General features: G+C 73.6%; 13 protein-coding genes. 1 reads left to right on the top strand and 12 read right to left on the bottom strand.

Features of this window, described 5'->3' with window-relative positions; all coding sequences use genetic code 11:
- Positions 1 to 304 precede the first annotated feature (304 nt).
- Positions 305 to 973, top strand: a complete 669-nt coding sequence (gene pdxH / locus AC07AZ_RS12540; protein ID WP_478846686.1) for a pyridoxamine 5'-phosphate oxidase — start codon at positions 305 to 307, stop codon at positions 971 to 973.
- Positions 974 to 1,092: 119 nt separating this feature from the next.
- On the opposite strand, the gene AC07AZ_RS12535 is transcribed toward pdxH, so the two are convergent.
- The 12 genes from AC07AZ_RS12535 to AC07AZ_RS12480 all read right to left on the bottom strand — a co-directional run bounded on the left by AC07AZ_RS12535 (position 1,093) and on the right by AC07AZ_RS12480 (position 18,164).
- Complete coding sequence (locus tag AC07AZ_RS12535) at positions 1,093 to 1,701, bottom strand: TetR/AcrR family transcriptional regulator (protein ID WP_478846684.1); 609 nt, start codon at positions 1,699 to 1,701, stop codon at positions 1,093 to 1,095.
- Positions 1,689 to 2,423 (bottom strand): enoyl-CoA hydratase family protein, encoded by a 735-nt coding sequence (locus tag AC07AZ_RS12530; protein WP_478846682.1) that lies wholly within the window; start codon positions 2,421 to 2,423, stop codon positions 1,689 to 1,691. Before AC07AZ_RS12530 ends, AC07AZ_RS12535 begins: the two co-directional genes overlap by 13 nt.
- A complete protein-coding gene (locus tag AC07AZ_RS12525; RefSeq protein ID WP_478846680.1) occupies positions 2,420 to 3,994 on the bottom strand; it encodes a 4-coumarate--CoA ligase family protein in 1,575 nt (524 codons plus the stop codon). The genes AC07AZ_RS12530 and AC07AZ_RS12525 overlap by 4 nt, the downstream gene beginning before the upstream one ends.
- 37 nt (positions 3,995 to 4,031) lie before the next feature.
- On the bottom strand, positions 4,032 to 5,198 hold the full coding sequence (locus AC07AZ_RS12520) for an acyl-CoA dehydrogenase family protein (RefSeq protein WP_478846678.1): 1,167 nt from the start codon (positions 5,196 to 5,198) through the stop codon (positions 4,032 to 4,034).
- A 115-nt stretch (positions 5,199 to 5,313) separates the two neighbouring features.
- Entirely contained in the window at positions 5,314 to 7,158 is a 1,845-nt protein-coding gene (locus tag AC07AZ_RS12515) for an acetyl/propionyl/methylcrotonyl-CoA carboxylase subunit alpha (protein ID WP_478846676.1), read from the bottom strand.
- 10 nt (positions 7,159 to 7,168) lie between these two features.
- A complete protein-coding gene (locus AC07AZ_RS12510; RefSeq protein ID WP_478846674.1) occupies positions 7,169 to 8,767 on the bottom strand; it encodes an acyl-CoA carboxylase subunit beta in 1,599 nt (532 codons plus the stop codon).
- Positions 8,764 to 10,395, bottom strand: a complete 1,632-nt coding sequence (locus AC07AZ_RS12505; protein ID WP_478846899.1) for an acyclic terpene utilization AtuA family protein — start codon at positions 10,393 to 10,395, stop codon at positions 8,764 to 8,766. Before AC07AZ_RS12505 ends, AC07AZ_RS12510 begins: the two co-directional genes overlap by 4 nt.
- 50 nt (positions 10,396 to 10,445) lie before the next feature.
- A complete protein-coding gene (locus AC07AZ_RS12500; protein WP_478846672.1) occupies positions 10,446 to 11,240 on the bottom strand; it encodes a TIGR03084 family metal-binding protein in 795 nt (264 codons plus the stop codon).
- 263 nt (positions 11,241 to 11,503) lie between these two features.
- The gene (locus AC07AZ_RS12495) at positions 11,504 to 12,454 is read right to left on the bottom strand and encodes an EamA family transporter (protein ID WP_478846670.1); all 951 of its coding nucleotides are present in this window, start codon (positions 12,452 to 12,454) and stop codon (positions 11,504 to 11,506) included.
- Between the two features lie 248 nt (positions 12,455 to 12,702).
- Positions 12,703 to 14,808, bottom strand: a complete 2,106-nt coding sequence (locus AC07AZ_RS12490; RefSeq protein ID WP_478846668.1) for an ABC transporter ATP-binding protein — start codon at positions 14,806 to 14,808, stop codon at positions 12,703 to 12,705.
- Positions 14,809 to 14,948: 140 nt separating this feature from the next.
- Positions 14,949 to 15,080, bottom strand: a complete 132-nt coding sequence (locus AC07AZ_RS12485; protein WP_356032271.1) for a hypothetical protein — start codon at positions 15,078 to 15,080, stop codon at positions 14,949 to 14,951.
- Positions 15,081 to 15,251: 171 nt separating this feature from the next.
- Complete coding sequence (locus AC07AZ_RS12480; protein ID WP_478846666.1) at positions 15,252 to 18,164, bottom strand: FAD-binding and (Fe-S)-binding domain-containing protein; 2,913 nt, start codon at positions 18,162 to 18,164, stop codon at positions 15,252 to 15,254.
- Positions 18,165 to 18,194 lie beyond the last annotated feature (30 nt).

The following is an 18,194-nucleotide window of genomic DNA, read 5'->3' as shown; positions in this document are numbered from 1 at the left end:
CACGGTAGGTGCGGCAGTCGGTGCCGCGGCTGCTCGGGGTGGGACCGATGGCGTGCTGGACGCGGCGGACGGCGTGGGCGCTCGGTGGTTCCGCGGCCGTGTTCCGAACCCCTGATGTTCGTGGACGCGCGGTCCTGAGCGGTCACCCGGGTGATGCCCGGTGCGCCCGGGGGTCACCCACCGGGATGGCACCAGCACCATATCTCCGGGTGCCACCTTTGGGGAGTGGTCGCGGCACTGAGTGCCATCCGCGGGCCGTGGGGTGCCGACGCCACGGCGGTCGTGCGTACGGCAGGATGACCGGGTGACCGAACCGGACGCCGTCTCCCTCGATCCCGCCTCGATGCGCAAGCAGTACCGGGCCGAGGGCCTCGCCGAGGCCGACCTGGCCGCTTCTCCCGTGCAGCAGTTCGCGCGCTGGTTCCAGCAGGCCGCGACGGAGGGGCAGCTCTTCGAGCCCAACGCCATGATCGTCTCGACGGCGGACGCGGAGGGCAGGCCCGGCTCGCGCACGGTGCTGCTGAAGCAGTTCGACGAGCGGGGCTTCGTCTTCTACACCAACTACGACTCCCGCAAGGCCCGCGACCTCGCCGCGAACCCGCACGTCTCGCTGCTGTTCCCGTGGCACCCGGTGGCCCGGCAGGTGATCGTCACGGGGGTGGCCCGCCGGACCGGGCGGGACGAGACGGCGGCGTACTTCCGCTCCCGTCCGCACGGCTCGCAGCTGGGCGCCTGGGCCAGCGCCCAGTCCTCGGTCGTCGCCGACCGCGCCGCTCTGGACGCCTCCTACGCGGAGCTGGCCGCGCGCTATCCGGAGGGCGAGCAGGTCCCGGTGCCCCCGCACTGGGGCGGGTTCCGGGTGGCGCCGCGGGCGGTGGAGTTCTGGCAGGGCCGCGAGAACCGGCTGCACGACCGGCTGCGGTACGTCGCGGAGGCGGACGGCGGCTGGCGGGTGGAGCGGCTCTGCCCCTGAGGGCAGGCCCCCCGGCTCGGTCCCGGAGGGCCGGCTCGGTCCCGGAGCCCCGGCTCGGTCCTTGAGGGCCGGCTCGGTCCCGGAGGGTGCCGGGACCGCTCAGTGCAGTACCTCGTCCATCAGTGCAGTACCTCGTCCAGCAGGGCGCCCCACTGGGCCACGACCCGCTCCCGCCGGCCCGCGTCGTCGGTGAGGAGGTTGGCGAGGCCGAGGCCGCGGGCCATGTCCAGGAGGCCCTGGACGGTTTCGCGCGTGCCGGGGCGGGTCTCGTCGGCGCCGAGGAGGTCGACGGCGATGCGGTGGGTCTCGCGGCCGACGCGCGCCTCCAGCTCGGTGACCCTGGAGCGCAGCTGTTCCTCGTAGGAGGCGGCGACCCACAGGTGCAGGGCGGCGCGGAAGAGCGGCCCGGTGTAGAGGTCGACGAGGGCGCTGACGACAGCGCGCCGGTCGTCGCCGGCGCCCTCGGGGAAGAGGGCGCGCAGGGCGGTGGAGCGTTCCTCCGCGACGTACTCGACGGCGGCGGTGAAGAGGTCCTCGCGGGTCGGGAAGTGGTGCTGGGCGGCGCCGCGGGACACGCCGGCGCGTTCGGCGACGACGGAGACGGTGGAGCCCGCCCAGCCGTGTTCGGCGAGGCAGGCCACGGCGGCTTCCAGGAGCCTGCGGCGGGTGGCGCGGCTGCGGTCCTGCTTGGGGGCGCGGTCGCGTTCGGCTGTGCTCACACCACCCATGGGGGGTCCCGTCGTTCGAGGAAGGCCGTCATGCCCGCGCGGGCGTCGGCGGAGGCGAACAGCCGGGCGGACAGGCCGGCCAGCGCGTCCGCGTCCCGGGCGAAGCCTTCCAGCACCTTAGCGGTGAGCAGTGCCTTCGTCTCGGCCAGGGCCTGGGGCGCGGACCGGCGCAGGCCGTCCAGGACGGGTTCCAGTACGGCGTCGACGTCGTCGCCGGCGAGGGTGAGCAGGCCGACGCGGGCCGCCTCGGCGGCGTCGAAGCGTTCGCCGGTGAGGTAGTAGCGGGCGAGTGCGCGCGGGTCGGTGCGGGGCAGGAGGGGCAGGGAGATCACGGCGGGGGCGACTCCGATGCGGACCTCGGTGAAGGCGAAGCTTGCCGCCGTGGAGGCGGCGGCGATGTCGCAGGCGCCCAGCAGGCCGAGGCCGCCCGCGCGGACGTGTCCGGTGACCCGGGCGACGACCGGTTTGGGCAGCTCGACGATCTGCCGGAGGAGGCCGGTCAGGGCGTCCGCGGGCGGCGGATCGCGCAGGTCGGCACCGGCGCAGAAGGTGTTGCCGGTGTGGGTGAGGACGATCGCGCGTACGGCGCTGTCCTCGGCGGCGTCGGCCAGCGCGTCGGCGAGTTCGGCGACGAGGGCGGCCGAGAGGGCGTTGCGGTTGGCCGGCGAGTCGAGGCTGAGGGTCTCGACGGCTCGCGCGTGGGTGCGTCCGATCGACGTCATGAGCTCTCCCCGGGTTCCCTGAGCTGCCGGCGCAGGATCTTGCCGGAGGCGGCGCGTGGCACGCCGGCGACGAAGGTGACCTGCCGGACGCGTTTGTAGGGGGCGACGCGTTCGGCGACGTACATCATGACCTCTCCCTCGGAGAGGGCGGCGGCGGGCTGGCGGACGACGTAGGCGTGCGGGACCTCGTTGCCCTGGTCGTTGTAGGTGCCGACGACGGCGGCGTCGGCTATGCCGGGGTGGGTGAGCAGGAGGGCCTCGAGTTCGGCGGGGGCGACCTGGAAGCCCTTGTACTTGATGAGTTCCTTGACGCGGTCCACGACGAACAGCCAGCCTCCGGCGTCGACGTGGCCGACGTCGCCGGTGTGCAGCCAGCCGTCGGGGTCGATCATCGCGGCGGTGGCGTCGGGCCGGCCGAGGTAGCCCTTCATGACCTGGGGGCCGCGGATGAGGATCTCGCCGGGTTCGCCGGTGCCGAGGTCCTTGCCGGGGTCGTCGAGGGAGACGATGCGCATCTCGGTGCCGGCGATGAGTTTGCCGACCGTGCCGGGGGGCGCGTGGTGCATGGCGTCGAGGGGGACGACGTGGGTGCCGGGCGACAGTTCCGTCATGCCGTACGCCTGGCCGACGGGTGGCAGGCCGAGCCGCCGGGAACAGGCGGCGGCGAGTCCGGCGTCCAGGGGGGCGGCGGCGCTGACGACGTACTTCAGTGAGGACAGGTCGTACTGGGCGACGGCCGGGTGCTTGGCCAGGGCGAGGACGATCGGCGGGGCGACGTACAGGCCGGTGATGCGGTGGTTCTGGATGGCGGCGAGGAACGTCTCCAGTTCGAAGCGCGGCAGGACGACGACCGTGGCGCCCAGGCGCAGGGGCGCGTTCATCAGGGCGGTGAGGCCGTAGATGTGGAAGAAGGGCAGGACGGCGAGGATGCGGTCGCCGGGGCCGGCGGACATGGCCTGTTCGAGCTGGGCGAGGTTGGTGGCGATCTGCCGGTGGGTGAGCATGACGCCCTTGGCGGTGCCGGTGGTGCCCGAGGAGTACGGGAGGACGGCGACGTCCCCGGCGGGGTCGACGGCGACCTGTGGTTCGGGGGCCGTCGAGGCCAGCATGTCGATGAGCGAGCGGTGTCCGGGGGCGCTGTCGCAGACGAAGATCTCCTGGACGCCGCCGGCGAGTTCGGCGGCCCGGCGCGCGGTCTCCAGGAGCGGGGAGACGGTGACGATCCAGCGGGCCGCGGAGTCGCGGAGCTGTTTGGCGAACTCCTCCGCCGTGGCGAGCGGATGCACGGTGGTGACCGAGGCGCCGGCGCGGGTGGCGGCGTAGAACGCGGTGGGGAAGGCGACCGTGTTGGGGCTGTGCAGGGCGAGGACGTCCCCCTTGCGGACGCCCGCCTCGGCGAGTGCCGCCGCGATCCGCCGGTGGAAGCGGTCGAGTTGGTCGTAGGTGAGGGTGGTTCCGTCGGTGCCGTCGATCAGCGCCGGCGCGTCACCGAACTCGGCGGCCCGGCCGAGTACCGCTTCGTGGATGGGCAGGTCGACGGGGGTGACGTCTGCGTACTCGCTGCGGAACACGGTTCCTCCTGGCGCGACTGGCACGGCGGTGTGCTGATCAGTACGACTTGGGCAGGCCCAGGGTCTGGTGGGAGACGTAGTTGAGAATCATCTCCCGGCTCACCGGTGCGATACGAGCCACTCGGGAGGCCGTTATCAGGGAGGCGAGTCCGTACTCGCGGGTGAGTCCGTTTCCGCCGAGGGTGTGCACGGACTGGTCGACGGCCTTCACGCAGGCTTCTCCGGCGGCGTACTTGGCCATGTTGGCGGCCTCGCCGGCGCCCGCGTCGTCGCCGGCGTCGTAGAGGTGGGCGGCCTTCCGCGTCATCAGGCGGGCGAGTTCGAGGTCGATGTGGGCCTGGGCGAGCGGGTGGGCGATGGCCTGGTGGGAGCCGATGGGGGCGTTCCAGACGGTGCGTTCGCGGGCGTAGCGGACGGCGCGGGTCAGCGCGTAGCGTCCCATGCCGATCGCGAACGCGGCGGTCATGACGCGTTCGGGGTTGAGGCCGGCGAAGAGCTGCAGGAGGCCGGCGTCCTCGTCGCCGACGAGCGCGCCGGCGGGCAGCCGTACGTCGTCGAGGGTCAGCTCGAACTGCTTCTCGGCGCCGTGCAGTTCCATGTCGATGGGGCGCCTGACGAACCCGTCGGCGTCGCGCGGGACGATGAACAGGCAGGGCTTGAGGCGGCCGGTGCGGGCGTCCTCGGTGCGGCCGACTATCAGGGTGGCGTCGGCGATGTCGACGCCGGAGATGTACACCTTGCGGCCGGTGAGCAGCCACTCCCCGCTGTCCGGGTCGCGGCGGGCGGTGGTGGTGATGCGGTGGCTGTTGGAGCCCGCGTCGGGTTCGGTGATGCCGAAGGCCATGGTGCGGGTGCCGTCGGCGAGGCCCGGCAGCCAGGCGCGCTTCTGCTCCTCGGTGCCGAAGCGGGCGATGACGGTGCCGCAGATGGCGGGTGAGACGACGAGCATCAGCAGGGGGCAGCCGGCCGCGCCGAGTTCCTCCAGGACGATGGACAGTTCGGCGATGCCGCCGCCGCCACCGCCGTACTCCTCGGGGAGGTTGACGCCGAGGTAGCCCAGCTTGGCCGCCTCCGACCAGAGTTCGTCGGGGTGGCGGCCGTCGGCGATGACCTTGGCCATGTACGCGCGGCCGTAGCGGTTGCCGAGGGCGGACACGGCGGAGCGCAGGGCCTTGTGCTCTTCGGGTTCTACGAGGGTGGTCATGGGGCTCCTCGGGGGGAGGGTCGGGAAGTCCGGGACATGCGGGTATCGGTGTGGCCGGTCGCGCGAGTTCCCGCGTCCCCGGTGCCGCGGCAGGCAACGTTCGCCGGTCGCGGCACTAGGTGGCCTGTACGACGGCCAGCAGCATGCCGACCTCGACCTGTTGGCCGGGTACGGCGTGCAGGGCGCTCAGGGTGCCGGTGGCCGGGGCGGTGATCCGGTGTTCCATCTTCATCGCCTCCAGCCAGATCAGGGGGTCCCCGGCCTGTACGGCGGCTCCCGCGGTCAGTCCTTCGGCGATCCTGACGACCGTGCCGGGCATGGGGGCCAGCAGGGACCCGGGGGCGAGCTGGGCGGCCGGGTCGGGGAAGCGGGGCAGGGCGGTGAGGGCGGTGGCGTTGACGTACACCTGGTCGTCGCCGTACCGCGCGACCTCGAACCTGCGCTGTACGCCGTCCACTTCGAGGACGACGAGGCGGGCGTCGGCGTGCACGACCCGGGCCCCGTCGACGCTCGGGCCGGTGCGGGTGTGGCGGTAGCGGACCTCGTGTTCCTCGCCGGCCATGGCGTAGCGCCTGGTCTGCGGGGCGGACGGCAGGTTGCGCCAGCCGCCGAACCGGGAGCGGCCGTGGGCGTCGGCGAGCGCGGCGGCCGTCGGGGCGTACGGGTCGGGGACGGGAGTGGTCAGCTCCGCGAGGTGGCGGTCGTAGAAGCCGGTGTCCATGCGGGCGGTGGTGAACTCCTCGTGCCGCAGGGAGCGGACGAGGAGGTCGCGGTTGGTGGGCGGGCCGTGCACGGCGGCCCGTTCGAGGGCGGTCGCGAGCCGGCGGACGGCCTCCGCGCGTGTGGGTGCGTGGGCGACGGCCTTGGCGAGCATGGCGTCGTAGTGGACGCCGATGGTGTCGCCGCCGGTGTAGCCGGTGTCCAGGCGGACGTCCGGGACGGCGAGCCGGTGCAGGGTGCCGGTCTGCGGGGTCCACTCGTTCGCCGGGTCCTCGGCGTAGAGGCGGGCCTCGACGGCGTGGCCCCGCGCGCGCGGTGGTTCGCTCTCCAGGGCGTGGCCCTCGGCGACCCGGATCTGTGCGGCGACCAGGTCGATGCCGAACACGGCTTCCGTGACGGGGTGTTCGACCTGGAGGCGGGTGTTCATCTCCAGGAAGTGGGCTCTGCCGTCGGCGGAGACGAGGAACTCGACGGTGCCGGCGCCCTCGTAGTCGACGGCGCTCGCGGCGCGTACGGCCATCGCGTGGAGTTCCTCGGTGAGTTCGGGTGTCAGGCCGGGCGCCGGGGCCTCCTCGATCACCTTCTGGTGGCGTCGCTGGAGGGAGCAGTCGCGGGTGCCGAGGGCCCAGACCGTGCCGTGCGTGTCGGCGAGGATCTGCACCTCGACGTGACGGCCGTCCTCCAGGTAGGGCTCGACGAAGACCTCGCCGTCGCCGAAGGCGCTCGTCGCCTCGGCGCGCGCGGCGGCCAGTCCGGCGTCCAGGTCGGCGAGTTCGCGGACGACCCGCATGCCGCGTCCGCCGCCGCCCGCGGCCGCCTTCACCAGGACCGGCAGGTCGGCCTCGGTGACGTCGGTGAGGGGGGCCAGGCCCATCAGTTCCTTGGCGCGTGTCTTGGACGCCATCGCCTCGATGGCTTCGGGCGGCGGCCCGATCCACACCAGGCCGGCGTCCGTGACGGCGCGCGCGAAGCCGGCGTTCTCGGACAGGAAGCCGTAGCCGGGGTGGACCGCGTCCGCGCCGGCGGCGACGGCCGCCTTCACGATCAGGTCGGCGCGCAGATACGTCTCGGCGGGCGACGCTCCCGGCAGCCGTACCGCCGCGTCCGCCGTGCGCGTGTGCAGCGCGTTCTCGTCGGCGTCGGAGTGCACGGCGACGGTACGGATGCCCAGCTCGCGGCAGGTGCGGAAGATCCGGCAGGCGATCTCGCCCCGGTTGGCGACGAGGACAGTGGTGATCAACGTGGGCCCCTCACATCCGGAAGACGCCGAAGCCACCGCGCGCACCCTCGTAGGGCGCCGTGTGGATGGCGGACAGGCACAGGCCGAGGACGGTACGGGTGTCGCGCGGGTCGATGACGCCGTCGTCGTACAGCCGCCCGGACAGGAACATCGGCAGGGACTCGGACTCGATCTGCTGCTCCACCATGGCGCGCAGGGCGGCGTCCGCGTCCTCGTCGTAGGGCCGGCCCTTCGCGGACGCCGACTGCCGGGCGACGATCGACAGGACGCCGGCGAGCTGCTGCGGGCCCATGACGGCGGACTTGGCGCTCGGCCAGGCGAACAGGAAGCGGGGGTCGTAGGCGCGGCCGCACATGCCGTAGTGCCCGGCGCCGTAGGACGCGCCCATGAGGACGGACAGGTGCGGCACCCGGCTGTTGCTCACCGCGTTGATCATCATCGCGCCGTGTTTGATGATGCCGCCCTGCTCGTACTCCCTGCCGACCATGTAGCCGGTGGTGTTGTGCAGGAACAGCAGGGGGATGTCCCGCTGGTTGGCGAGCTGGATGAACTGGGCCGCCTTCTGCGACTCCTGGCTGAACAGCACGCCCTGCGCGTTGGCGAGGATGCCGACCGGGTAGCCGTGGAGGGTCGCCCAGCCGGTGGCGAGGCTGCTGCCGTACAGCGGCTTGAACTCGTCGAAGTCGGAGGCGTCGACGATCCGGGCGATCACCTCGCGCGGGTCGAAGGGCGTCCTCAGGTCCCCGGGGACGATGCCGAGCAGTTCCTCCGCGTCGTACTTCGGGGGTGCCGCCGGGCCCGGGTCGGGGTACGCCTTGCGGTGGTTGAGGCGGGCGACCACCCGCCGGGCCTGACGCAGGGCGTCCGGTTCGTCGACGGCGAAGTGGTCCGCGAGGCCGGACACGCGCGCGTGCATCTCGGCGCCGCCGAGCGACTCGTCGTCACTCTCCTCCCCGGTGGCCATCTTCACCAGCGGCGGCCCGCCGAGGAACACCTTCGCCCGCTCCTTGACCATGATCACGTGGTCGGACATGCCGGGGACGTAGGCGCCGCCCGCGGTCGAGTTCCCGAAGACGACGGCGACGGTCGGGATGCCGGCGGCGGACAGCCGGGTCAGGTCGCGGAAGACGGCGCCGCCCGGAATGAAGATCTCCTTCTGCGAGGGCAGGTCCGCCCCGCCGGACTCGACGAGGCTGATGCAGGGCAGCCGGTTGGCGAGCGCGATGTCGTTGGCCCGCAGCGCCTTCTTCAGGCTCCACGGGTTGCTGGCGCCGCCGCGCACGGTCGGGTCGTTGGCGGTGATCAGGCACTCCACGCCCTCGACGACCCCGATGCCGGTGACGAGCGAGGCACCCACCGCGTAGTCGCTGCCCCAGGCCGCCAGCGGGGAAAGCTCCAGGAACGGCGTGTCGGGGTCCAGGAGCAGTTCGACGCGCTCGCGGACGAGGAGCTTGCCGCGCTCGCGGTGCCGCTCGGCGTACGTGTCGCCGCCGCCCGCGAGGGCCTTGGCGTGTTCGGTGTCGAGGTCGGCGAGCCGGGCGAGCATGGTGTCGCGGTTCGCGCGGTGGTCGGGGCCGCCGGTGTCGAGGGCGGACGCGATGACCGTCACAGGAGAGCCTCCGGAATGTCCAGGTGGCGGGAGCGCAGCCATTCGCCGAGGGCCTTGGCCTGCGGGTCGAAACGGTGCTGGGCGGCGACGCCCTCGCCGAGGATGCCCTCGACGACGAAGTTCAGGGCGCGGAGGTCCGGCAGGACGTGCCGGGTGACCGGCAACCCGGCTGTCTCCGGCAGGAGTTCGCGGAACAGGCCGACGGTCAGGGTGTGGGCGAGCCACCGCCAGGCGTCGTCGGTGCGGGCCCACACGCCGACGTTGGCGTTGCCGCCCTTGTCGCCGCTGCGGGCCCCGGCGACGCGGCCCAGCGGCGCCCTGCGGGTCGCCGCCGCAGGCGCGGGCGGCTCGGGCAGGGGCGGCTGCGGCGCTTCTTCCAGTACGAGGGTGTCCTGGGCCGGGGGCACAGGGGCCCGGCGTCCATCGTGGAGGACGGCCACATGGTCTACGGCCCCATGGGGGACGTACACATCCTCGAAGACCCCATAGGGTGCGCCCTTTCCAGGTGGTGCCAGCACATGGAAGCCGGGGTAGCTGGCCAGCGCGAGTTCGACGGCGGCCCCGCTGAACGTCCGGCCCACCGCCTCCGGGTCCTGGTCCCGCACGACGAGCCGCAGCAGGGCGCTCGCCGTCTCCTCGGTCGGGGCGTCGGGCCGGTCGGTGCGCACGAGGTCCCACCGCGCCCGCGCCGGCGGCGACTTGGCGAGCGCGTCCGTCATCTGGGCCCGGACGAGCGCGGCCTTCGCCTCGATGTCGAGGCCGGTCAGCACGAAGGTGACCTCGTTGCGGAAGCCGCCGAGCCGGTTGCGGCCGACCTTGAGCTCCGGCGGCGGGGGCTCTCCCCGTACGCCCTCGATCCGCACCCGGTCGGGGCCGTCCTGGGTGAGGCGCACGGTGTCGAGGCGGGCGGTGACGTCGGGGCCCGCGTACCGGGCGCCGCCGGTCTCGTACAGCAGCTGCGCCGTCACCGTGCCGACGTCGACCAGGCCGCCGGTGCCGGGGTGCTTGGTGATGACGGCGGTGCCGTCCTCGTGGAGCTCGGCGAGCGGGAAGCCGGGGCGGTGGAGCCGCCCCGGTTCCTGGCCGGCGAAGAACGCGTAGTTGCCGCCGGTGGCCTGCGCCCCGCACTCCAGCACGTGCCCGGCGACGACGGCACCCGCGAGCCGGTCGTACGCCTCCGGGCCCCAGCCGAAGTGGGCGGCGGCCGGGCCGCTGACCAGGGCGGCGTCCGTGACCCGCCCGGTGATCACCACCTCGGCGCCCGCCCTGAGACAGGCCGCGATGCCGTGGCCGCCGAGATAGGCGTGCGCGGCGAGACTGCCCGGGTGGGCGCCGGTCAGGTCGTCGCCCTCGACGTGCGCGACCCGCACGGGGATGCCGAGCCGGGCGGCCAGCTCCCGTACGGCGCCGGCGAGTCCGGCGGGGTTGAGGCCGCCGGCGTTGGTGACGATCCGTACGCCCCGGTCGTGCGCCAGGCCCAGGCACTCCTCCAGCTGCCGCAGGAAGGTGCGGGCGTATCCGGCGCCGGGGTCCTTCAGGCGGTCGCGGCCCAGGATGAGCATGGTCAGCTCGGCGAGGTAGTCGCCGGTCAGGACGTCCAGTTCGCCGCCGGTGAGCATCTCGCGCATCGCGTCGAAGCGGTCGCCGTAGAACCCGGAGGCGTTGCCTATGCGGAGGGTCACCGGCCGGCCTCCTTCGGCGGGCGGCCGGGGCCGGGCGGGCCCGCGAAGGCCTGCGCGATGTCCAGCCAGCGGTCGGCGTCGGGGCCGACGGCACGCAGGGCGACGTCGGCGCGGTGGGCCCGCTGGGTGGCCAGGAGACAGAAGTCGAGGGCGGAGCCGGTGACGCGCTGGGCGGCGTCCTCGGGACCGTACGCCCACACGTCCCCCGAGGGCCCGGTGAGCTCGACGCGGAACTCCTCGGCGGGCGCGGTCAGACCGTGCACGAGGAAGGCGAAGTCCCGGGCCCGCACCCCGATGCGGACCACATGCCGAAGGCGGTCTCCATGGGTGCGGACCATGTGCAGTGTGTCCGCCACGTCCTGGCCGTGGGCCCAGGTCTCCATAAGACGGCCCGTGGCCATGGAGGCGGCCGACATGGACGGCCCGTACCAGGGGAAACGGGCGCCGGGCGGGGCCGCGCGCAGGGCGGCGTCCAGCGCGGTGCGACCGGCCCGCCAGCGCACCAGCAGCTCGGCGGGTGACAGCCGGGCGCCCTCCTCGGCCCCCTCGTCGACGAACGAGTCCGGCGCGGCGAGCGCCTTCTCGACCATCGCGCGGAACCCGTCCTCGTCCGTGACGGCCAGCAGCGCGGAGCGGTCGGTCCAGGCGAGATGGGCGATCTGGTGGGCGATGCTCCAGCCGGGCGCGGGGGTGGCGAGGGACCACTGCTCGGAGCCGAGCCCGGCCACGAGCCGGTCCAGTCCCTCGCTCTCCTCACACAGATCGTCGAACACGGGCGTCGGATCGGACACGGTGCGCTCCCTGGGGCACGGCGGTGTGCGGGACGATGGGGGGAGCATGGCAGCGGGGAATGAAACAATCAAGCGTGCTTGCATGAATTTCGGTGAGCCCCTGGCCGGGACGATCCTCCGCGCCAGCGAGCCTCCGCGTCAACGAACCCGCACGCGCGATCCTCCGAGTCGGCGGCCTTCGCGCGGGCGGCCCGGTGCGCGGGCGGTCCGGTGCGCGGGCGGTCCGGTGCGCGGGCGGTCCGGTGCGCGGGCGGTCCGGTATGTCAGTGGTCCGTCAGGTCCTTCGCCCTTTTGACCCGCCCGCGGCCCACCTGGGTGCGGACCGCGCCCATGCTCGCGGTGATGACCAGGGCGATCGCCAGGGACTGGAGGGTGGAGAGGGACTGGTCCAGGATGAGGAAACCGGCCGTCGCGGCGATCGCCGGTTCCAGGCTCATGAGGATCGCGAAGGTGGAGGCGGGAAGGCGGCGCAGGGCGAGGAGTTCCAGCGTGTAGGGCAGGACGGAGGAGAGCAGCGCCACCGCCGAACCCAGCGCGAGCGTCGTCGGGTCGAACAGCCTGGAGCCCGACTCCACCAGGCCCAGCGGCAGGAAGAGCAGGGCCGCCACAGCCATGGCCAGCGCGAGTCCGTCGGCCTGCGGGAAGCGGCGGCCCGTGCGCGCGCTGAAGACGATATAGGTCGCCCACATGGCGCCGGCCCCCAGGGCGAAAGCGACACCTATGGGGTCGAGGTCGCTGAAGCCTCCGCCGCCGAGGAGGAAGACACCGGCGAGCGCCAGTCCGGCCCACACCGCGTTGACCGCGCGCCGGGAGGCCAGGACCGAGAGGGCCAGCGGGCCGAGCACCTCCAGGGTGACGGCGGCGCCGAGCGGGATGCGGGCGATGGACTGGTAGAACAGGCCGTTCATCGCGGCCATGGTGGCGCCGAAGACGACGACGGTTCCCCAGTCCGCGCGGGAGTGGCCGCGCAGGCGGGGCCGGCAGACCACCATCAGCACGATCGCGGCCGCCAGCAGACGCAGGGTGACCACACCCAGCGCACCGGTCCGCGGCATCAGGGTCACGGCGAGCGCGCCGCCGAACTGCACGGAGACCCCGCCGGCGAGCACCAGTCCCACCGGGCCGAGGGCACCCCGGCGCGGCGGGGCACCGGACGGGGTCGGTGCGGGGTCCGCCACGGGGACGGCCGTCGGGCTGGCGCTGGGGGTGCTCACGGGACCTTCCGGGGGACTCGGCAGGGGTTCGTTCATCTCACTGTACGACTCAGTCCACGGTAATGGACTTCGTCAGGTGTGTGAACCCCTTTTGCCACTGTCCTACGGGAGGAGTGTGGTGGTGGGGGTCCGGCCCCGGTCACCGTTCCGGTCGCCCTCGCGTGCCCCTCGCCTCGCCCTTCCCTCGCCCTTGCACCGCCCTCGCCTCACCCTCGCCTCACCCTCGCGTCTCCCCGCCCCGCGCTCCGTCAGGCCCCGTCCCAGGGCCCCGTCGGCGCCTCGTCGCGGAACAGGGGGCGGCCGTCGGGGAACGCGGCGGGGTGGCCGGTGGGCTGCTGCACCCAGCCCTCCACCGGAACAGGCTGCTGCACCCAGCCCTCCACCGGAACAGGCTGGTACTCCCAGCCCTGTGCCGGCACGGACGGCTGGTACCAGCCCTGCGCAGACGCAGGAACAGCCGCAGGCCCAGGAACAGCCGCAGGCCCAGGAACAGCCACAGGCCCAGGGACAGGCGCAGACCACTGCCCGCCCTCCACGAACAGCGGCAGTCGCAGCTCTCCCGTGTCCATGGCCGCGTTGTTCTGGGAGCGGTGCAGCCGGGCGTACGCGCCGCAGTGCGCGAGGAGTTCGTCGTGGCGGCCGGTCTCGACGACGCGGCCCCGGTCGACGACCAGGATGCGGTCGGCGTCGGGGGCGAGGTTCAGGTCATGGGTGATCATGATCGTCGTACGGCCGGCCATCAGTCGGCGCAGTGGTTTCACCACCCGGCGGGCGGCCATCGCGTCCAGGCCGGTCGTCGGTTCGTCGAGGACGAGGACGGGCGCGTCCCGCAGGATGGCCCGGGCGATCGCGAGGCGCTGGAGCTGACCGCCGGACAGGCGGGCCGAGTTGGGGTCGATCCGGGTGTCGTAGCGGTCGGGCAGCCGCATGATGAACTCGTGCGCGTCGGCGGCCCGCGCCGCGTCCTCGATCGCCCGGTCGCTCGCGCCGGCCCGGCCGCAGGCGATGTTCGCGCGGACCGTGTCGTGCAGGACCAGCGTCTCCTGGGGCAGCAGCGTGACGTACTCCCGCAGCCGGGCCAGCGGGAAGTCCCGCAGGGGCACGCCGTCCAGGCTGACCGAGCCGGCGTCGGGGTCGTAGAAGCGGAGCAGGAGTTTGGAGACCGTGGACTTGCCCGCGCCGCTCGGGCCGGTGACGATCACCAGCTCGCCGGGGCGGACGGTGAAGGACAGGCTCTCCAGGGCGGCGGTGTCCGCGCCCGGGTAGCGGAAGGAGACGTCCCGTACCTCGACCACGCCGTCCGGCCGGCCGGTGTCGGAGGCGCGGCGGGGGTCGCCGACCGCGGGCCGTGCGTCGAGGATCTCGATCAGCCGCTCGGCGCCCGCGGTGGCCGCGGTGACGGTGAGACCGAGCTGGGCCAGACCCCGTACGGGCGGGTAGAGGTAGCCGAGGAACGCGGCGAAGGCGAGGAGCTGGCCGAGGGTCATGCGGCCGGTGGAGATCTCCCACGCGCCGACGCCGATCACGGTGAGCACGCACACCGTCTCGATGACCTGCACGACCTGTTCGTACGCCTCGTTGAGCCGTGTCGCGCGGACGGAGGCCCGGAACCAGGCGCTCGCCTCCTCGTGCAGCCGCCGGCGCTCGGCGTCCCGGCGGTCGTACGCCTGGGTGAGGACGATGTTGCCGAGCGACTCCTCCACGACGGAGGTGATCGCGCCGTCGGCGACCCGCCCCTCGCGTGCGACGGACTTGATGGAGCCCGCGAAGCGGCGCGCGGCCAGCCAGAACAGCGGGGCCAGGACGAAGGTGGCGGCGGCCAGGTCCCAGCGCAGCCAGAACGCGGCGGCCGCGTAGAAGAGGGCGCTGAAGACGGCGGAGGCGGCGCCCACCAGGCCGGACACCACCATCGTCTCGATGGCCTCGATGTCCCCCGTGAGCCGGGACAGCAGATCGCCCTGGCGGTGGCGCTGGAAGAAGTGCGGCGGCAGCTGCTGCACATGGTCGAAGACCTGCTCGCGCAGCCGCATCACGAAGCGTTCGGTGAGCCAGGCGGCCAGCGAGTTGCCGGTGTACGCGACGAGCGCGCCGGCCGTCGCGACGCCCAGCCACTCCGCGGCCGGCCGCCAGAACGCGGCCAGCGAGCCCTGTCGCAGGGCGTGGTCGGTGAGTTCGGCGAAGAGCAGGATGGCCTCGGTCTCGGCGAGCGCGGCGAGCACCGTGCACACCCAGACGGCGACGAGTCTGCCGCGCAGGCCCTTGGTGAGAGGCCAGAAGCGGCGGAAAGCGGTACGGGCCGGGATGGTGGGGGTTTCGTATGCGAGGTCGTCGTCGCCCTCGCCGTCGTCATCCATTCCGCAACCCCTCCACGTGAAAGTGAATTCAACTCACGAACGGTCCGGAGAATTCGAGGTCCCGGAAAGTGCGAGAGCATGAGAACGTGAAAGCAAAAAGGGCCGACGGTGCACCATCGGCCCTCCCGCTCAACGCCGTGTCAGCTGTCGTGGCCGGGGATCGGCTTGGGCACCGGCTTGGCGTGGTGCTTCTTGGGCTTCGGCTTCGGCGGGGGCGGCAGCTGCTTCGACTTGGGCTTCGGGGGCAGCGGGGCAAGCTTCTTGAAACTCATTTCGACTCCTTGCGATTGCGCTAACCAGTAGGTCCGAGGAATTCCCGACACCGAGAAACCTACACGGCTCCCGTCGGGGCGTCCGCAAGAAACGGCAAAGTAGCGCTGTGAATACCTTTGGAAACCCTGGGAGTTGCTTTTCGAACCTGAGAACTGCCTGATAGCGCCTGCTCAACGGCCGGGGTCCCCGGGCCTAAGCCCCTCCGCCAGCACCTCGGCCAGGTGGAGCCCGCGCACACCCGCCAGCTGCTCCAGCTGGGTCCGGCAGGAGAAACCGTCCGCCAGGATCACCGTGCCGTCCGCAGCGCCGCGTACCGCGGGCAGGAGTTGCTCCTCGGCGCAGGTCCGCGACACCTCGAAGTGGCCTTTCTCGAAGCCGAAGTTGCCGGCCAGGCCGCAGCAGCCGCCGCTGAGTTCGCCGGTCAGTCCCGAGGCGGCGCGCAGCCGACGGTCGGCGGCGTCGCCGAGGACCGCGTGCTGGTGGCAGTGGGTCTGGCCGGCCACCGGGCGGTCGAGGCGGGGCGGGGTCCAGTCGGGGGCGTGTCGTCGCAGGGTCTCGGCGAAGGTGAGGACCCGGGCGGCCAGGCGGGCCGCGCGCGGGTCGTCGTGCAGCAGTTCCGGGAGGTCCGTGCGGAGGGCGGCGGCGCAGCTGGGCTCCAGGACGACGACCGGGGCGGTGGTGTCGAGGACCGGTTCCATCAGGTCCAGGGTGCGGCGCATGACGGTGCGGGCGCGGTCGAGTTGGCCCGTGGAGACGTACGTCAGCCCGCAGCAGACCCGGCCCCGCCCCCGCAGGAGCGACACGGGGTCGAGGGCGACCGTCCGGCCGTCGCCCACCGGGGCCGCGCGCAGGCGCAGGGTCGGCGGGAGCGCCACGCGCAGCCCGGCCGCCTCCAGGACGCGCACCGCCGCCCGGCCGACGGCGGGCGAGAGGTGCTCGGTGAAGGTGTCCGGCCAGAGGATCACCAGGTCACCTGCGGCACGGATGTCACCGGCGCCCCCGGTGTCACGGACATCGCTGGGCGCCGGCTGCCGCCGCCTCCACCACCGGCTGAACGTCTCCGTCGCCAGCCGCGGCACCTCCCGCTCCGGCGCGATCCCGCCCAGCCGTCGCGCGACGCGCACGAGGGGCCGTACGGAGGCGAGCGCGTTGACCACGGCCGCCGTGCGGGTGCGCGCCACCGCCCGCAGCCACACCGGCAGCCACCCCAGCGCGTAGTGGGCGGCGGGCCGGCGCCGGCCGGCGTAGTGGTGGTGCAGGAACTCCGCCTTGTACGTGGCCATGTCGACGCCGACCGGGCAGTCGGACCGGCAGCCCTTGCAGGACAGGCACAGGTCCAGCGCGTCGCGGACCTCGGTGGAGCGCCAGCCGTCGGTCACCAGCTCGCCCGCGAGCATCTCGTGCAGCAGCCGGGCCCGCCCGCGCGTGGAGTGTTCCTCCTCGCCGGTGGCCCGGAACGACGGGCACATCACGGAGGTGCCGGACCCGGACGCGGTACGGCACTTGGCGACGCCCACGCAGCGGCGGACCGCCGCCGGGAAGTCGCCGCCGTCCGCCGGATAGCCGAAGGCGACGTCCACCGGCGTGGAGGGCAGGACCGAGAAGCGGAGGTTGGTGTCGAGCGGGGCCGGGCGCACGAGCATGCCCGGGTTGAGCAGGTCGTCGGGGTCCCAGATCGCCTTGGCCCGTTCGAACACCGCCACCAGCTCGGGGCCGTACATGCGCGGCAGCAGCTCCGCCCGCGCCTGCCCGTCCCCGTGCTCCCCCGACAGCGAGCCGCCGTGCGCCACCACCAGGCCGGCGAGCTCCTCGGAGAACCGGCGGAAGCGGCCGACGCCCGCGGGGGTCAGCAGGTCGAAGTCGACACGGACGTGGACGCAGCCGTCCCCGAAGTGCCCGTACGGCGTCCCGCGCAGCCCGTGGGCGGCCAGCAGGCCCCTGAAGTCCCGCAGGTAGGCGCCCAGTCGGGCCGGCGGGACCGCGCAGTCCTCCCAGCCGGGCCACGCCTCGGAGCCGTCGGGCATCCGCGTCGCCGTACCGCTCGCGTCCTCCCGGATCCGCCACAGCACCCGCTGCCCGGCCGGGTCGGTCACCACCCGCGCGTCCACGACGTCGGCCGCCCGGACGACCGCCTCCGCCCGCGCGCGTGCCTCGGCCCGAGTGGCGCCGCCCGTCTCCACGAACAGCCAGGCCCCGCCCCGGGGCAGGTCGGCGGTGGCCGGCACCAGGTCCGCCGCCATGCCCTCCACGGTGAGCGGCCCGAGGGGCAGCAGCCCCGCCGCGGCCTCGGCGGCCGCGCTCTCGTCGGCGTACCCCAGCACCGCGAGGGCCCGCGCGGGGGGCGCCTCGACAAGCCGTACGGCCGCTTCCGTCAGCACGCCCAGCGTGCCCTCCGAACCGCAGAAGGACCGGGCGACATCGGCGCCCTTCTCGGGCAGCAGGGCGTCCAGCGCGTAGCCGGAGATACGGCGGGGCAGCTCGGGGTAGCCGGTCCGCAGCCGTGCCCGCTCGCCCTCCACCAGCTCCCGCAGCCCGTCGGGGGCCCCGGCCCACCCGGCTCCCAGGCGCAGCCGCCGCCCGCGCGCGGTGATCACCGACAGCTCCCGCACACTGTCCGCCGTGGTCCCCCAGGCCACCGAGTGCGCGCCGCACGCGTTGTTGCCGATCATCCCGCCGAGAGTGCAGCGGCTGTGGGTGGAGGGGTCCGGGCCGAAGCGCAGCCCGTGCGGGGCGGCGGCCTCCTGGAGCCGGTCGAGGACCAGCCCCGGCTGCACGACCGCCGTCCGCGCCCCGGGGTCGAGCGACACCAGGCGGTTCAGGTGCCGGGTGAAGTCCAGCACCACGCCCGTGCCGGTGGCCTGCCCCGCGATCGAGGTGCCCCCGCCGCGCGGTACCACCGGCACGCCGTGCGACCGGCACACCTCCAGTACGGCGGCCACGTCGTCGGCGTCCCGGGGGGCGACGACCCCGAGCGGGACCCGCCGGTAGTTGGACGCGTCCATCGTCACCAGGGCGCGGGCGGTGACGTCGAACCGGACGTCACCCCGGACGGCCCCGCGCAGCTCGGCCTCGAGATCCGTCATACGTCCAGGAAACCAGGAACGCGGCGCCCG

It is taken from the genome of Streptomyces sp. NPDC043878 (genome assembly GCF_056435735.1).
Note: the sequence above shows the minus strand (reverse complement) of the source record. Positions and strands in the feature narration are given on the sequence as shown.